Genomic DNA, 16,807 nt, shown 5'->3' with positions numbered 1-16,807 from the left:
ATATTCTCGATCTAATAATGTATTTGTATATGCATATAAAATGCAATGAAATGAATAAAAACTATTTCAAAAAATATTTTAAATTAAATAATTGGTAAGGAGGTGTAAATAATTTTAAATATAAAATAAGCAGATAATATTCCCCCCGAAAAGAGTGGTTAATTTTCTGGTGATTTTTATAAAACAGATGAGGAGAAGTCATGAAGTTTTTAATTAATACTGATGTAACTAACTGGGTTTCACATAAAGACTGGTTTAACGTTCCATTACGATTGTTTGTAGTTCTACAGGATGATGATGGTTCTGTATCATTAGAAAATTACAAAAGTAAAATCGTGGTGAATGGCTTGAATGAAGGCGAATATGAAATCGTAAATAACAATAGCATATTTGATCCCATTAGTAGAGCATCTGAAATATTAGTAAAAATAAAGACAGATCAGAGAGTTAATGCAACAATTGGTTTTGATGCCGAAGTAACGGATGCGAGTGGTGGTGTGGTAGCGAAAGCCGCTCTGAGTCGATTTAAACTAAAGTCAGTGGGATTGGCAGCACCTGTATATCCGGCACATTATGATAATGTTATTAGCGGTGATGATATAAAAGCAGGAGTTAGAGTACTTTTTACTGATTCTAATATTTTAGATAAACATGAACTGAAATTTGTTTTTGATAATGATAATGTTGAAGTTGTTCCTGGTGTACAAAATAGCGGCGATATTCGTAGTTTGCCGGTGAAAAATGATCTCCTTACTGAAGGTAAACATGATAGCCTTTATTATACTATTAGCGAAAGCGGTACTGCTAGATTTTCTGCTATTCAACGTGTACTTGTAGAGCTTGATGAAGATTCTGCAACAGTCCAGGTCCGTCGTGATTTAGAAGTGCCTTATATTGAAGAGTATGATGAAAATAGGGGCCGACCAATTGGTGAGAGTATTATTGATTATGACATCAATATTTTGGTCAACGATGTAAAACTTAAAGATAAGGAGTTGAAAAAAGGTACAGTACACATAAGAGGGTATTCTGCTGACAATCGAGATACAGGGGAATTAGTATTAAAGATAGATTCTTTACAAGGTAGTGAAGATAATATTTTTCGGTTAGCTGTAATTAAGCCTGAAGAAAATGCAGATGGTCAGCCGGGTGGAGTTGATTTCTTTAATTATATAGGTAATGGTCAGGTAAGAATTCACTACGAAATATCATTTGTTGGTGAAGTGAATATATTGCATAAATCTAAAGAGAAGATTTATAAGGTAGTTCTGGATTGATTATTTTGGTGCCGGCGAATGTGTTGTTGCTTACATAGAAAAAAAGCCCAATTCTTATTGGGCTTTTTTGCATGCTAGCCATATTTTTGTATACCAGCTATTCTATGCGTACTAGAGATTCTCTTTAACATCTCCAGGCTTGAATTTGGCTCCTCCAACTGGACTTGAACCAGTGACATACGGATTAACAGTCCGCCGTTCTACCGACTGAACTATGGAGGAATCGTTCTTGAGAACGGGGCGCATACTAGCGATCAATTGAAACGCTGTCAACGCAAAAAAGCTTACTAGTTTATTATTTGCTTGCCATATGAGCGCATTGTCTTATAACTGTGCTATTTCACTGAAGTTGAGTACTTTTGTTCATTTTATCGGCTATTCATGATCGGTAACGATGTTGCTATATGTGATTGCTCAGGAAACACCATGATATAAACATCATAAAAATGAATTTCACCTTTCATTTGTATAATGCGCTTGATTTCATCTTTTATTGCCAATGGAACATGAGGGTGGGAACAAAGCTCTTTGATTGCGCAGTCTGAGATTTTTTCGCTGACGAACCATTCGCCGTTGTAACATACCCGTAGATCAAGTACGCCGATATCATCAAACCGATACACAGGTTTGATTTCGAGTAATAAAACCGCCGACATAATAATGAAGAGTACTGTAAAAGCTAGCAGTGAAAGTAAACTAAAATATGGGGCATACCAGATAAGTGCAGCGAGAAACAGGTAGGATACAAGCATAGCCAGGCAGAGATAAGGATGGTTGCTGATAAATTGGCTGTTAAAACGGGGTTTACCATCACGTTGTTCTTCGATGTTGATTCGTTCAAGATCCTGAATCAGTATCTGTTTAATGATATTCATATATTGACCTGATTAAGCAAAAGAAAAGTGAAATATTTTCATAACTATACCCTATGGATTTCAAGATGCATCGCGGCGGCAAGGGAGCGAATCCCCGGGAGCATAGAGAACTATGTGACCGGGGTGAGTGAGTGCAGCCAACAAAGAGGCAACTTGAAAGATGACGGGTATATATTGCCCTTAAGGCTAGCATGGGGGAGGTGATCTTACGTAGATCAGTTGTTTTATTTTAATCTGCCAATTGTTATTGACTAAGATTAACTCTAATGCTTTCATTAAGATAAAGGTTGAATAAATCAAAAAAATTTATAACTAATGACATTGTTTGTTAAATTATTGCTTTAATAATGAGCATAAATATTTTTTTTAAAACACCAATGCATAAAAAGGTTGCTATTCCTTTTCTATCATGAGTTAATGCAGCCGGCCTGATTAACAGACCTACTTTATGTACGACATCTTGAGTTAATGAGTTATGTGTAAGTGTTATCCTCAGATAGCCTTTGTTGACGCGTTTCCTTCTTAGTGCCTCCATAAGTAATAGCTGATATAACTGGCCAATACATGCCCAATGGTGGCAAAATTTTTTTGATATATAGGAAAGTCACAATGTCTGACAAAATGAAAGGTCAAGTGAAGTGGTTCAACGAGTCTAAAGGCTTCGGTTTCATCACCCCAGCTGACGGTAGCAAAGACGTATTCGTTCACTTCTCTGCCATTCAGGGTAACGGTTTCAAAACTTTGGCAGAAGGCCAGAACGTAGAATTCACCATTGAAAATGGTGCAAAAGGCCCAGCAGCAGCAAACGTAATGGCTATCTGATTGCTTGGATGATTTTGAAGCCCGTCACTATTTTCTATAGTGACGGGCTTTTTCTTTGCTAAAGCCATATCCTTCTTTACTTATTAATTACTCCTGATTATACTTCGTACGAATTTTATTGGAGAGATAGCCATTGGATAGTCAAAGTTTTCGGTTAAATAGACAATAAAACGGCAAGCTATTTATTTCCTTCCGATTTGCTGCTTGCCAAATAAAGCGGGCAGTACCACTCAAAATATCTGAGCTGTACTTACTCAAAGAATGATGTTATCCGGTTTTGGTCAAATAACCGGGATAGTATGTTGGGTTTTTATTATGCTGTTATATATTTACGCTTTGTTACCTCCAGGTATGGACAGAAAATAGGGCTGAATTAAATATTCAGCATACATTTCTGTGTGCAAAACAAATGCACATGATTATTTATCCATTTGGTTGTATGGAGAATGTCATGTTAATAACTCCTTTTGTCTTTCATTTATTATCGGCTATGTGTTTTGGCGCATTAATTGGTGCTGAGCGCCAATGGCGTCAACGTATGGCAGGTTTAAGAACCAATGCATTAGTTGCGACCGGTGCAGCAGTTTTTATCCTCAGTTCAATAACAACTTCACCCGATAGTGCTGGTCGTATTGCTGCACAAGTTGTTTCAGGTATTGGTTTCCTTGGTGCGGGTGTCATTATGCGGGAAGGTATGAACATTCATGGATTAAATACCGCAGCAACTTTATGGTGCTCGGCTGGAATTGGTGTGCTGTGTGGCTTGGGACAATATTGGCTAGCAGGGATAGCGACAGCGATTATTCTTTGCGCAAATATATTGTTACGTGAAGCAGCTTTGCGCATTAATTTACAACCCAGGCAGCAGGCTATTGATCAAGTACAGTGTTATAAAATTCACATAGTGTGTGACAGTGATGACGAAATTCTGGTGAGAACTTTGGTGTTACAGGCTCTCAATGGAGTCGCTGTGAGGCTACGATCACTGAGTTTCGCTGCTAGAGTTCAATCTGGAAAATTTGAAGTGTGCGCTGAAGTGTTAGCAACTCTGGATGAGCAAAAAGAGATTGAAGCAATTGTTTGTCGTATAAGTCTGGAAAAGAGCGTTAGCTCAATAAACTGGAAAATTGTTTCTGAACTACCGATCTGAAAGTCTTTTGTGTAAAACAGTTATCACTAATTTGATAAGGAATCATAATTTTCGTCATAAGAAACAAACAAAGCGTTGCCTATGGTGTGTTTCCCCAGTTAGGCAACGTATAATTAAGAAATTATTTAGAACTATTTTCCGAATAATTAAGGTGAATATTTCGTCCGTAATGCTTTTATTTATATGCTGGTGATTTTGGCAAGGATAAATTATAAACAAAGCTGTGAAGCTTGTGATTAGAGTGGTGGTAACAGTACTGCGTTGTAGTTTTACAGATCCTGGTACTCAGAATGATTGATCGCATATCTTGTACCAAGAGAGATTATGTTCTTGCTGCTATTTGAGGCAGATACGCGAAGTGGTATTGGTCAAATAGTTACTATTGTTACAATTAAATCTATTGTTGATTAATGGCTTCTCCAAGTAAAAATCGTTCGATGCGGTATTTTTAGCCTTGGTTTTGTCACTGGACTGACTGTTGAACATTGCTATTCTCATATCAGAATTTAGCCGTGGTAAACCTGATATAGGTATCATACGCGGGTACAGAAAAATTGATGAGTTGATATTTAATTTGGTTCTCCATCAGCTGCTCATTATTGCTCAGAATTTTCAGTGAAAATATCAATTATTTTCAAAGGGTAAGTAGAAGAAGTGATCTAAGTTTGTTCTTATATAAGAGTAAAATAGATAATAATTCTGCTTGATGGAGAATGTCGTGAAAAAATAATGGAAGTGGCTGATGGTTACCATCAGACAAAATTTTAGAGTATTAATTTAACAGTTCGATATTTATCCGATGATAAAGTAAAAACGTTTGTCATCTTTATGGTGATGAAAGAGTGATGATATTACAGGAGTTGCTAACTTTCCTTGATCCAGTGGAGGGGAGTGTGGTCCCTGTTATTTCTGTATTAAGAAAGAGTAACACAGCAGCAGGAGTTCTTACCGTGGATAATTCTGCTATTACTGTCAGGATTTGTCATGATGTAGGGTTAGAACTCAAAGTTATTTTAGCATTCTAACAAACAGAGTTGATGGTGACTGAAATCTTGAGAAATGAAATCAGATTGGTATTTAGCAAACTGTGTATCGTAAAAATCCTGTATTGCAAAAGAACGGGCATACAGTTGGTTTCTTGATGATAACATTAATGGTGCTGTGGTATTGAGATACGCTGATGTAGGAGTTTTTGTTAGCAAAGGTACAGATAGTGCAAAAAAAGCGATAGATATTACTAGGCTTGATAAGAGTTTAGGGGTGTCAAATGAAGGGCCGTTAAGAGAAGAGAGGCGAGTGGGAGTATTATCAAGTGCTTGAATATAACGGCAAGTTTGAATTTTGGAATGTTTTTTCAATATTGGTTACCAGAGTCTTTATTCCATTCTTTTTGGCGCAAAATATTCATTTACTAGTACAAGATCTGATGTGTGATATTTCTTGGTTTTTTTACATTGAGGTAAAATGGATTAAACGGTTCTTGAGAAGATCATTATAAATGAGGTATTAAAAATGTTGGATATTCTATGGTATTGGTGGAGCTAGTTTGTTTTATTTTTATCTTATAGATATATATGTTGATATTTATAATTTTTTAGTGAAAAATTTTGTTCATCAGGTTTTATTTTAGCCAGATTAGTGTATTGAATTGTTATTTTTTCAGATATCTTTTGTTCATATATTGTGCATATAAAGGATGTGTTTTGTCCAAAAAACAGATGCATTTCTAGTGTTATTGATTACATAATTGATAATGATTCTCGATAGCTATATTCCCTTCTTGTTTGATGAACTATTGGGTTTAGTGCCTTTGTTCTGAGAGTGTTTCTGTGATTAGGTTAGGTTGTAATCTGTTGTTGCATTAACTGTCATATTTGAGGAATAGTTATAATTACTCGGAAAATTATCACTATTATTTATATAGGAAAATAAATTTCTTATCAAAATCCTATTTTTTTCATCTTTTTTATGGAATATCAGGATATTTATATCACCAATGATTATTGATTTCATTATTCTGATGGGAAATGATATTGATTTTTATCTCTATTCCTATTAGTTATTTGTGCGGTAAATCTCAATTAATTATTTTGTTCCTATAGAGTTAATTGTTTTATCTATTCTTATCATTTAAGAAAATGACATTTTTGATATATGTTAATGACATTATTAGCTGTGTTTTTTATATGTATAAATAATGTTTTTGGGATGATAGTCGTAAATATTACATGAAATAATGAAAAATGGAAAAAATGACTTTTAATATTTCACTTGATTTGTATCATAAGAATATGAATTGGGAAATAGCGTATGTTTTTATTTAAATATTAATGTGTAAACTATTCATTTCTTGTATTATATAAAGAGTGGTAATTTAATTTATGATAGGTATTTAATAGGATTATATATTTATGTGGTTTGGAGGTTTTATTTCTGGAATTGTATTTCTTATATAGAATTTTAAAGCAGATTGTAGGGATAATAAATCATATTCAATTCGTTTAAAATGCCTAATGTTTTTAAAATATATATATTGACCATGTGTAAATTTAATTAATGGTTAATTTTGAGTATGAAGACTAAAGATGAAAAAGATAAAGTAATTGATAGAGAGGTTTTGCGTATTATTATATTATGAAATACAATATTTGATAAGTTTTTCTAATTAATTTTGCTGCTATTTGGGTTGTCAGGAGTCGAAATAGACCGATTTTTCTGGCTATCTCTGTGCTGGATATTGATTGTTATGCAATCAATAAAATGTTGTTATAGTTGTTTTTTTATTCATTATCTTACTGTATTTTATGCTATTTTTGTATGGTTAGTGTTATCTGTGCATTGAGGTATGCATTTTTAGTTAAACCTTTTGGTTAAAGAAAGTACAAATCTAAACGAAAAGTGATCATACCAGTATCTTTTTTACAACCAAATTTTACATAAACCCAATCTGTTTTATCGTACAAATGGAGATTCTGGATCTCAGAATAAGATTATTGTTTACACTTATTACTCAGGGATAAAACTGTCTTTTTTAGTGTTAGTTTGACTCAGGATAGGATTTTTTATCGTTATTTTAAATTTATAAGTTTAATAGATCGTATAAAATCAAAAAATATATCTAATATTTTTATTTAGATAATTTAACTTATTAAAATTGAGAATTCGGATTTTATTTAATTGTTTGAATAGTTAATGAGCAATTCATCGATTAAATGCATATTAAAAGCCCTTGTTTTTGTGAGTTATGTCACATAGTATTTAAAATTGCGCCCTCTTTCCGTTGTATAAGTTGATGATTCAGGAGTAAAGTTGTTCTGCATTAAGAATATTCTTAATCGCTAATGAAAAATGTTATATCAGGTAACGCAATAATACTTTTGCAGCTCACTACCGCAATATTTTTGAAGTTGGATGAATCAAAAGTAATACAAAGGATGGTTACTGCTCTGACTAAGCCTGTATATTTTAGTTATGTAAGAGATTATTAATCCCTAAGCTATTTTAGGAATTTTGTCACGAGTGGTTTTTCGAACACTTAACTGATTTTTTAATGTAATCGGACGGGATAGAGAAATGAGTACGGTTGAATTGCTCAAACATATTTATGACATAAATTTATCGTATTTGCTTTTAGCTCAGCGATTAATTAACCATGAAAAAGCGTCAGCGATGTTCCGTTTAGGTATTAGCGATTCTATGGCTGATACGTTGTCTGAATTGTCATTACCTCAGTTGGTCAAGCTCGCTGAGACTAATCAATTAGTCTGTAATTTCCGGTTCGAAGACAGTGAGACTATTCAGCAGCTTACTAGGGAATCTCGAGTGGATGATTTACAACAAATACATACAGGCATTTTGTTATCTACTCATTTATTTCAGAAGTTATCTTCGAAAGACGATACGTCAGTGAAAAAAAGAGCATAAGAGATGGTCGAGAAAAGTATAGTTCAAGAAGCTAAGGATATACAGTTGGCGATGGAACTCATCACTTTGGGGGCACGGTTACAAATGCTTGAAAGTGAAACGCAATTGAGCAGAGGGCGACTAATTAAACTTTATAAAGAATTGAGGGGGAGTCCTCCGCCAAAGGGGATGCTGCCTTTTTCAACAGATTGGTTTATGACGTGGGAACAGAATATTCATTCATCGATGTTCTATAATGCCTATCGTTTTTTACTCAAGAGTGGTTATTGTGAAGGTGTAGAGGCTGTTGTTAAAGCGTATCGACTCTATCTTGAACAATGTCCTCCTGTTGAAGGGGACGCACCGGTTTTGGCGTTGACTCGTGCCTGGACGTTGGTACGTTTTGTGGACAGTGGCATGTTGCAACCTTCACAATGTCGGACCTGTGGTGGAACTTTTATTACTCATGCTCATCAACCTGTGAATAGCTTTGTTTGTAGCCTTTGCCAACCGCCATCACGTGCAGTAAAAAAACGTAAACTTTCCTCTGAGTCTGCCGATACTAATTCACAACTGCTGGATGGACTTGCTCAGCACGCAGTGTGAATTTAAATGGGAAAATTATTCCTACAGGTTACAGATTTTACTTTTTCTCCTGTAACCTGTATTGAAACCACAACCATTCTGGATTCAAACTGCTCAACTTCCCATCCGCTCACCAACTTAGCTAAAGGATATCGCGTGTTAGTACTTTTAGGATATATCGTAGTTTTTGGTGCGGTAATCGGTGGTTACCTGATTGTAGGTGGTCATTTGGGCGCACTTTATCAACCCGCTGAATTTTTAATTATCACTGGTGCTGGTATCGGTGCTTTCATTGTTGGTAACAACGGAAAAGCGATTAAGGCAACATTACGTGTTTTGCCAAAGGTAATGCGTAGATCTAAATATAACAAGGTGATGTATATGGATCTGATGGCGTTGCTTTTTCGATTGTTAGCAAAATCTCGCATGCAGGGTCTCTTAGCATTAGAGCGAGATATCGAACATCCTCAGCAGAGCGATATTTTCACCCAGTATCCGCGTTTGCTTAAGGATAAGCATTTGATGGATTTTATCACTGACTACATGCGATTGATTGTCAGCGGCAATATGAATCCCCATGAAATTGAAGCTTTGATGGATGAAGAAATTGAAACTTATGAGCAGGAAAGCGAGATTCCGGCAACTAGCTTGATGATGGTTGGAGATTCTCTTCCTGCTTTTGGTATTGTCGCTGCTGTTATGGGGGTTGTTAATGCTTTGGGTTCGGCAGATCGCCCGGCAGGAGAACTTGGCGTGCTGATTGCTCATGCAATGGTTGGGACATTCCTCGGTATTTTGCTGGCATATGGTTTTATCTCGCCATTGGCAACATTGTTACGTCAGCGCAGCGGTGAACATCTTAAAATGATGCAATGCATTAAAGTGACATTATTATCCAGCCTGAATGGTTATGCTCCGCAAATTGCGGTTGAATTTGGCCGTAAGACACTGTATCTCACAGATCGCCCTTCTTTCACTGAGTTGGAAGAACATGTTCGCCGGGTAAAATCACCTGTTCAACAAGAAACTGAAGAACAGGCATGAAGGCGCGTAACGTCTCTGTCATTAGGGTAAAAAGACGTAAAAGGAATGGCATCAAACATCATGGTGGTTCATGGAAAATTGCTTATGCTGATTTTATGACCGCCATGATGGCATTTTTTCTGGTTATGTGGTTGTTGGCAATTTCCAGCCCACAAGAATTGACCCGAATTGCAGAATATTTTCGTACCCCGTTACAAGTTGCAATCAATAAAGGGGAGCGTAGCAGTGATAGCTCGAATCCTATTCCCGGAGGGGGGGAAGATGTGCTTCATCAGGAAGGCGATATTTTGCGTCAGGTTGAAGTCGTTGAAGCTAATGATGAGGCTCGCAAGTTAAATAGGCTGCGTGAGCAACTCGATCAGTTGATCATTACTGATCCTCGCCTTAAAGCATTACGTCCACATCTGTTGATTGACATGATGGATGAAGGGTTACGTATCCAGATTATTGACCGGGAAAACCGGCCAATGTTTATGGTTGGCAGTGCAAAAGTTGAAAGTTACATGAGTGACATTTTGCGGGCTATTGCACCAATCTTGAACGATATTCCCAATAAAATCAGCCTATCAGGTCATACTGATGACTTGAAATATGCTAATGGTGAGCGTGGTTACAGTAACTGGGAACTCTCCGCAGATCGGGCGAATGCATCAAGGAGAGAGCTGTTGATAGGTGGGCTGGATGAAGTAAAGATATTGCGGGTGGTTGGTATGGCTTCAACGGTTCGTCTGAAACAGGAAGATGCCAGCGCACCGGTTAACCGTCGCATCAGTATTTTAGTGCTCAATAAACAAGCGGAAGAGCGGATTGAACAGCAAAACACCGGCAGCGATTCCTTGATTATTAATGATAGTAAGGAAATTCACGAGGTGATTGGAAAGGATTCAGCTGAAAGTAGGCCAACACAACAGTCCAATGAAATCACAGTATTGGCCCAGCCAGCACCAGCGTCGTTGAGTGCTGAGCCTAATCGTGTACCGACCAAGGTGACAAAGTAACGATGGATATTACCGCGTTTTATCAGACTTTTTTTGATGAAGCAGACGAATTGCTGGAGGATATGGAGCAGCATCTATTGCAGCTCGATCCTGATGCGCCAGATCAGGAGCAATTGAATGCTATTTTTCGTAGTGCTCACTCAATAAAAGGTGGCGCTGCGACTTTTGGTTTTATCAAACTACAGCAAACCACGCATGTTCTGGAAAATTTGCTGGACAGTGCCAGACGAGATGAAATGAGTCTGACGACTGATATTATCAACCTGTTTTTAGAAGCGAAAGATATTATGCAGCAACAGTTGGATGCCTATAAAAGTTCTCAGGAGCCGGATGAAAGTGCGTTTACCTACATCTGTGAGACTTTGCGCCAGCTTGCATTGGAAGTACAGAGAGAGAATGAAGGCGGGGTTGAGTCTGTCATAGATGCGGTGATGCCAGAGGTGACTGAATCTGAACCAGAATTAAAATCGGAGCCTGTTGCGACTGAAAATCAGCAAGGTAGAGTTCGGGTTCATCTTTCTGGTCTGAAAGAGCGTGAAGTTTCTCTGATGCTTGATGAGCTGAGTAATCTGGGGGAGGTTTATGATGCTGAACAGACTAGGGATAGTGTTGAAGCATCATTGGTAACATCAGCCACAGAGGATGATATCACGGCAGTTCTCTGTTTTGTTATTGAACCGGAACAGATCACTTTCTTGCCGGTAGCTGAACCCAAAGACAAAGTTAAAAATAAAGATACAGCTAAAGTCGTTAAAACAACTACGCCGGAGAAAGGTTCCACACCGCCTGCCGGGCGTCCTGCGCCGATACCACCGGCTGGATCGCCACGTCAACGGGCAGAATCTTCCAGTATTCGGGTTGCGGTTGAGAAGGTTGATCAACTGATAAATCTGGTTGGTGAACTGGTTATTACTCAATCTATGTTGGCTCAGCACTGTAACGCTCTTGAACCGACTTTGCATGGCGATTTGCTAAATTGCATGGTTCAGTTACAGAGAAATTCCAGAGATTTGCAAGAATCTGTGATGTCTATCCGTATGATGCCGATGGAATATGTGTTCAGCCGTTACCCGCGTTTAGTCAGGGATCTTGCTAGCAAGCTGAATAAAAAAGTGGATCTCACTTTGGTTGGCAGTTCCACAGAATTGGATAAGAGTTTAATCGAGCGCATTATTGATCCGCTGACTCATCTAGTCCGTAACAGTCTAGATCATGGTATTGAAGAACCAGAAGCTCGGCTTGCTGTGGGTAAACCTGAAACGGGCAACTTGACACTTTCTGCTGAACATCAGGGCGGGAATATTTGTATTGAAGTTGTAGATGATGGCGCCGGGTTGAACCGTGAAAAGATTCTGGCCAAAGCGACATCACAAGGGCTTTCAGTCAGTGAAAACATGAGTAACGAAGAGGTTGCGATGTTGATTTTCGCGCCTGGTTTTTCCACGGCTGAAGTTGTAACAGATGTATCTGGCCGCGGTGTAGGAATGGACGTAGTTAAGCGAAATATTCAGGAAATGGGAGGGCAAATCCAAATTAACTTCCAGGCAGGTAAAGGGACAGTGACGCGGATTTTGTTACCTCTGACACTGGCAATCCTTGATGGTATGTCAGTGAAAGTGAATGACGAAGTGTTTATTTTGCCGTTAAGTGCAGTAGTAAGTTCTCTTCAACCGCAGGAAGAAGATATTTATCCCTTGGCGGGAGATGAAAAATTATTGCATGTCAGAGGAGAATACTTGCCACTCATTAAGTTATATCGAGTTTTTGATATTCCTGATGCAAAGACAGATCCGACGAAAGGGATTATTGTGATTGTACAAAGTGCCGGCCGTCGTTATGCCTTGCTGGTTGATCAATTAGTTGGGCAGCATCAAGTGGTTGTGAAAAATATCGAAAGTAACTATCGCAAGGTACCCGGGATCTCCGCTGCCACAATTATGGGTGATGGCAGTGTGGCGTTGATTATTGATATTTCTGCCTTGCAGCAACTCAATCATGACCAATTGGCACTCAACAAAGCTGAGTTATTAGCAAAAAATAAGCACTGAATGGGGGGATCCCCATGAAAAATCGTCAATCTCACAGTAAAAGGTAAGATCATGTCGGCCATAGAAGCGTTTAATAAATTGTCAGGAGAAACTGCCGGGGAAGGATATTTAGTTTTTACCCTAGGTGATGAAGAGTATGGTATCGAAATACTGAAAGTACAGGAGATACGGGGCTATGATCAGGTTACCCGTATTGCAAATACGCCGGCATTCATTAAAGGGATAACCAATCTGCGTGGCGTTATTGTGCCTATCATTGACCTGAGAATTAAATTTGCTCAGGAAACGGTTACCTATAATGATAATACCGTTGTTATTGTTTTGAATCTGTTAAACCGGGTGGTAGGTATTGTAGTTGATGGTGTTTCGGATGTTTTATCGCTCAAAGCTGAGCAAATCTGTCCGGCGCCTGAATTTGCAGTAACATTATCTACCGAATATCTAACAGGATTGGGTTCACTTGATGATCGCATGCTGATTTTGGTGGATATTGAGAAGTTGCTTAACAGTGAAGAGATGGCTCTGGTAGATTCAGTAGCTAAAAGTTAATCATTAAATATCACTGCCATCATCGACATCGACAGATGGCAGCTACTTTTTGTCTATCCCTCGTTAATTTCGTCAGAAAAAATATTCAAATTTCTTTTATACGACCAGTAAAGTTTCCTTTGATGATGCCGATAACAGAGCCATGCTGATCTATTGTAAAAAGGGAAAACATGTTTAACCGAATGAAAATAGTGACCGGACTGATGGCGGTCATCATATTATTTGGTGCTCTGCAATTTATATCTGGAGGGCTTTTCTTCCATGAGTTGAAAAGTAACAAGGAAAATCTAGAAATACTGGATAAAATGCGGGAACAGCAGACATTTTTGAATGACACTTGGGTTAATTTGTTACAGGCCCGTAACAACTTGAACCGTGCTGGCATTCGTTACATGATGAAAAAAGATGAGGGAGTCGATAATTACTACACATTGGAGCAGTTACTGACAGATGCCAGAAGTAACCTCTCTATCGCAGAGCAGCGTTTTGAACAATACGAACAGACCGCTAAATTGCCTATTCATGAATCAGAAAGTCTTAATCGCCTTAAAAAAGCCTATGATGTTTATATTTCAGCGCTTCATGAGCTTATTGTTCTGCTTGAACATGATCGGGCGGTAGAATTTTTCAACCAGCCAACGGGCAAATATCAGAGTGCTTTTGAGGAAGAATATAACTTCTATTTGACCCAAAACGATCATCTCTATTCTGATGTGGTATTTGATGCAAGTATCTCTTACAGAAATGCGGTGATTATGTTGGGTATTATCATGCTGATTCTGGTTTCAGCCATGATTTTTAGTTGGGTTAGCATTAAACATAGTTTGCTGAATCCGTTAAACAAATTATTGGAGAATATTAAGGCACTTTCTACCGGTGATTTAACACAAAATGTGACTGTTTCAGGCAGAAATGAGATGAGTACGCTGGCTGTTGGCTTGAAGCATATGCAAAAAGAATTTATCACTACTGTCAGTAGTGTTCGTCAAAGCAGTGAAAGTATTTATAACGGAACCAGTGAAATTGCTGCTGGAAATAATGATCTTTCTTCTCGCACTGAGGAACAAGTTGCTTCTTTGGAAGAAACCGCCGCCAGTATGGAGCAATTGACAGCAACTGTACGCCAAAATGCGGAAAATGCTCGTCAGGCAAGTAACTTAGCTGATAGTGCTTCTGAAGTTGCACGCCAGGGTGGAAAAGTCGTGGCGAATGTTGTACAGACAATGCGTGAAATTGCCGGTAGTTCTCAGAAGATTTCCGATATTACCAGTGTTATTGATGCTATTGCGTTCCAGACTAACATTTTGGCGTTGAATGCCGCAGTGGAAGCAGCACGTGCCGGTGAACATGGGCGAGGTTTTGCTGTTGTGGCAGGAGAAGTGCGTAACCTTGCACAGCGTAGTGCTGAGGCGGCAAAAGAGATCAAAGCATTAATAGAAGATTCAGTAAGCCGCGCAGATACCGGTTCTGTCTTGGTTGAAAGCGCTGGTGAAACCATGAATAACATTGTCAGTTCAGTCACCCGTGTCACTGACATTATGGGTGAAATTGCATCTGCATCCGATGAACAAAGCAGAGGGATAACTCAGGTTGGCCTGGCTATCTCCGAAATGGATCGTGTAACACAGCAAAATGCTGCTTTAGTTGAGCAATCCGCGGCAGCAGCGGCTGCACTGGAAGATCAAGCTGCTGGATTGAAGAAACTAGTTTCTCTGTTCCAATTGCCGAATCTTGACGATAAATCTCAACCCGAAATGAAAATTGAGCATTTACCTGTGGCTAAGACTCCTCCTGCTAAATTGAATCCACTGGTGTTGAAGAAAGCGAACAATGTGGAAGAACAAGCTAATTGGGAAACATTTTAAAACACTAAGCGATAACTACGGCTGCACATGCAGCCGTTAACAGAGGTGATTACATGTTAGGCAGGCTTCGTATATCAACCAGTTTATATCTGTTACTGATGATGTTTTGTGTAATGCAGATAATCTCAAGTGGTTTATCACTTGGAATCATTCACGCAGATCAGTCTTATATTGAACGGATTGATCTGGGAACACAGAAGAGGGATACCTTAGGGTTGAGCTGGGCAGCTCTGCTGCAATCGCGTAATACACTTAATCGAATCGCTGTAGGGAAAACGCTGCAACAATCTGAGGATCATATTGGCAGTATGGTTGCTAATGTTAAGGAGACCTTAGATAGGGCTGAGATGCATTTTGCTGAGTTTATTGCGCTGCCTAAATTGAATGACGAGGATGGTAGTAGTGTATTGCTGGCCTCGGTAGAAACCAGTTATAAGGAATATATCAAAGCGCTTAGAGAACTCTCGGCTTTTTTAGAAAGTGGTAATTATGATGCATTCTTAGACCAGCCGACAGAAAAGTATCAGCAGCAACTTGAATCTGATTTCAATCATTATATGCAATATATCGGTGAGGAGATTACCACCGCCGTTCAAGATGGTCGTCTTTATTACCAAATTTCAGTTGCCATGTTTGCAGGTGCGATATTAATGGTACTGGTTGTTGCCTGGGCGGCTCATTGGTGGTTGAAAAAGAATCTGCTCAGACCTTTTGCCAATATGCGTAGCCACTTCCAGAATGTTGCGGAAGGAAAACTCAATAAAGAAGTTTCTGTTTTCACTCAAGATGAAATTGGTGAAGTGTTCCTAAAATTACGTGAAATGCAACGTTCACTGGTTAATTCCATTACTTTGGTAAAAGAGAATACTAACTTGATGTATAACGGTATTCAGGAAATTACTCAGGGTAATACCGATCTCTCTTCCCGCACTGAAGAGCAAGCTGCATCACTGGAAGAAACGGCAGCCAGTATGGAACAACTGACTGCAACTGTACGTCAGAATGCGGAAAATGCTCGCCAGGCCAGTGAATTGGCGGTATCTGCATCGAAAACAGCCTCTAAAGGGGGCGAACTGACAGTTGATGTTGTGGAAACAATGGATGCAATTGCCAATAGCTCACAGAAAATCAGTGCCATTATCAGCGTCATTGATGGTATTGCATTTCAGACCAACATTTTGGCATTGAATGCGGCAGTAGAAGCCGCACGGGCAGGTGAACAAGGCCGAGGTTTCTCTGTTGTTGCTGGTGAAGTGAGGGATCTCGCTCAGCGAAGTGCCGAAGCAGCGAAAGAGATTAAGACATTAATTAGTGAATCCGTTCAGCGGGTAAGCCAAGGTTCCGAGTTGGTTAGTCATGCAGGGAAGACCATGAATGAATTGGTCGTTTCTGTAAACCAGGTTACGGATCTGATGGCTGAAATTGCTGCGGCATCTGATGAACAAAGTCGGGGAATTCATCAAGTAGCACAAGCTGTTACACAGATGGATCAGGTTACTCAGCAGAACGCGGCATTGGTTGAACAGTCAGCGGCGGCGGCGGCGGCACTTGAAGACCAGGCCGATATTTTGGTGCAAATAGTGGCACAATTTGAGTTACCCAATAATTCAGAAAATAAGCTTGAAAATGAACTTTCACTGACGCTGAAGTCTGCGGATAGCGAATGGGCAGTCAATCAGACTCGCTGAGGC

13 protein-coding genes and 1 tRNA gene are annotated in these 16,807 nt (G+C 38.8%); 12 read left to right on the top strand and 2 right to left on the bottom strand.

All coding sequences use genetic code 11. The annotated features are described in order from the left end of the window. Nucleotides 1–200 precede the first annotated feature (200 nt). The gene (locus LG003_RS09090; protein ID WP_112877891.1) at nt 201–1,277 is read left to right on the top strand and encodes a hypothetical protein; all 1,077 of its coding nucleotides are present in this window, start codon (nt 201–203) and stop codon (nt 1,275–1,277) included. 146 nt (nt 1,278–1,423) lie between these two features. On the opposite strand, the gene LG003_RS09085 is transcribed toward LG003_RS09090, so the two are convergent. Together LG003_RS09085 and LG003_RS09080 are read right to left on the bottom strand one after the other, a co-directional pair. Continuing rightward, nucleotides 1,424–1,499: transfer RNA gene (locus LG003_RS09085), tRNA-Asn, on the bottom strand. A gap of 146 nt (nt 1,500–1,645) precedes the next feature. Next, on the bottom strand, nt 1,646–2,152 hold the full coding sequence (locus LG003_RS09080; RefSeq protein ID WP_112877892.1) for a YlaC family protein: 507 nt from the start codon (nt 2,150–2,152) through the stop codon (nt 1,646–1,648). A 609-nt stretch (nt 2,153–2,761) separates the two neighbouring features. On the opposite strand from LG003_RS09080, the gene cspE reads away from it, so the two are divergent. The 11 genes from cspE (at nt 2,762) to LG003_RS09025 (ending at nt 16,804) form a co-directional block, all read left to right on the top strand. After that, on the top strand, nt 2,762–2,974 hold the full coding sequence (gene cspE, locus LG003_RS09075) for a transcription antiterminator/RNA stability regulator CspE (protein WP_011146114.1): 213 nt from the start codon (nt 2,762–2,764) through the stop codon (nt 2,972–2,974). 451 nt (nt 2,975–3,425) lie between these two features. After that, entirely contained in the window at nt 3,426–4,124 is a 699-nt protein-coding gene (locus tag LG003_RS09070) for an MgtC family protein (RefSeq protein ID WP_192881017.1), read from the top strand. 842 nt (nt 4,125–4,966) lie between these two features. Then, nucleotides 4,967–5,149 carry a hypothetical protein gene (locus LG003_RS09065; RefSeq protein WP_112895063.1) on the top strand — a complete coding sequence of 61 codons (183 nt, stop codon included), beginning with the start codon at nt 4,967–4,969 and terminating at the stop codon, nt 5,147–5,149. A 2,548-nt stretch (nt 5,150–7,697) separates the two neighbouring features. Continuing rightward, entirely contained in the window at nt 7,698–8,048 is a 351-nt protein-coding gene (gene flhD / locus LG003_RS09060; protein ID WP_112877894.1) for a flagellar transcriptional regulator FlhD, read from the top strand. Between the two features lie 3 nt (nt 8,049–8,051). Further along, complete coding sequence (gene flhC / locus LG003_RS09055) at nt 8,052–8,633, top strand: flagellar transcriptional regulator FlhC (protein WP_262980573.1); 582 nt, start codon at nt 8,052–8,054, stop codon at nt 8,631–8,633. Nucleotides 8,634–8,768: 135 nt separating this feature from the next. Then, on the top strand, nt 8,769–9,656 hold the full coding sequence (gene motA / locus LG003_RS09050; RefSeq protein WP_112877918.1) for a flagellar motor stator protein MotA: 888 nt from the start codon (nt 8,769–8,771) through the stop codon (nt 9,654–9,656). Next, complete coding sequence (gene motB, locus LG003_RS09045; protein ID WP_112877896.1) at nt 9,653–10,654, top strand: flagellar motor protein MotB; 1,002 nt, start codon at nt 9,653–9,655, stop codon at nt 10,652–10,654. The genes motA and motB overlap by 4 nt, the downstream gene beginning before the upstream one ends. Nucleotides 10,655–10,656: 2 nt before the next feature. Next, nucleotides 10,657–12,702, top strand: coding sequence for a chemotaxis protein CheA (gene cheA / locus LG003_RS09040; protein WP_112877897.1), 2,046 nt, complete (start codon nt 10,657–10,659; stop codon nt 12,700–12,702). 51 nt (nt 12,703–12,753) lie between these two features. Then, nucleotides 12,754–13,251 (top strand): chemotaxis protein CheW, encoded by a 498-nt coding sequence (cheW, locus tag LG003_RS09035; protein WP_011146122.1) that lies wholly within the window; start codon nt 12,754–12,756, stop codon nt 13,249–13,251. A gap of 170 nt (nt 13,252–13,421) precedes the next feature. Beyond that, nucleotides 13,422–15,116 (top strand): methyl-accepting chemotaxis protein, encoded by a 1,695-nt coding sequence (locus LG003_RS09030; protein WP_262980572.1) that lies wholly within the window; start codon nt 13,422–13,424, stop codon nt 15,114–15,116. A 53-nt stretch (nt 15,117–15,169) separates the two neighbouring features. After that, nucleotides 15,170–16,804 carry a methyl-accepting chemotaxis protein gene (locus tag LG003_RS09025; RefSeq protein WP_262980571.1) on the top strand — a complete coding sequence of 545 codons (1,635 nt, stop codon included), beginning with the start codon at nt 15,170–15,172 and terminating at the stop codon, nt 16,802–16,804. Nucleotides 16,805–16,807: the final 3 nt, after the last annotated feature.

It is taken from the genome of Photorhabdus kleinii (genome assembly GCF_025384885.1).
GTDB classification, from domain to species: Bacteria; Pseudomonadota; Gammaproteobacteria; order Enterobacterales; family Enterobacteriaceae; genus Photorhabdus; species Photorhabdus kayaii.
Note: the sequence above shows the minus strand (reverse complement) of the source record. Positions and strands in the feature narration are given on the sequence as shown.

Excerpts from the sequence above, each read along its gene's own strand:
- flhD (WP_112877894.1), top strand. The coding sequence starts at position 7,698 with ATGAGTACGGTTGAATTGCTCAAACATATTTATGACATAAATTTATCG.
- cheA (WP_112877897.1), top strand. The coding sequence starts at position 10,657 with ATGGATATTACCGCGTTTTATCAGACTTTTTTTGATGAAGCAGACGAA.
- LG003_RS09090 (WP_112877891.1), top strand. The coding sequence starts at position 201 with ATGAAGTTTTTAATTAATACTGATGTAACTAACTGGGTTTCACATAAA.
- LG003_RS09025 (WP_262980571.1), top strand. The coding sequence starts at position 15,170 with ATGTTAGGCAGGCTTCGTATATCAACCAGTTTATATCTGTTACTGATG.
- LG003_RS09070 (WP_192881017.1), top strand. The coding sequence starts at position 3,426 with ATGTTAATAACTCCTTTTGTCTTTCATTTATTATCGGCTATGTGTTTT.
- LG003_RS09030 (WP_262980572.1), top strand. The coding sequence starts at position 13,422 with ATGTTTAACCGAATGAAAATAGTGACCGGACTGATGGCGGTCATCATA.
- LG003_RS09080 (WP_112877892.1), bottom strand. The coding sequence starts at position 2,152 with ATGAATATCATTAAACAGATACTGATTCAGGATCTTGAACGAATCAAC.
- cspE (WP_011146114.1), top strand. The coding sequence starts at position 2,762 with ATGTCTGACAAAATGAAAGGTCAAGTGAAGTGGTTCAACGAGTCTAAA.
- flhC (WP_262980573.1), top strand. The coding sequence starts at position 8,052 with ATGGTCGAGAAAAGTATAGTTCAAGAAGCTAAGGATATACAGTTGGCG.
- motB (WP_112877896.1), top strand. The coding sequence starts at position 9,653 with ATGAAGGCGCGTAACGTCTCTGTCATTAGGGTAAAAAGACGTAAAAGG.
- cheW (WP_011146122.1), top strand. The coding sequence starts at position 12,754 with ATGTCGGCCATAGAAGCGTTTAATAAATTGTCAGGAGAAACTGCCGGG.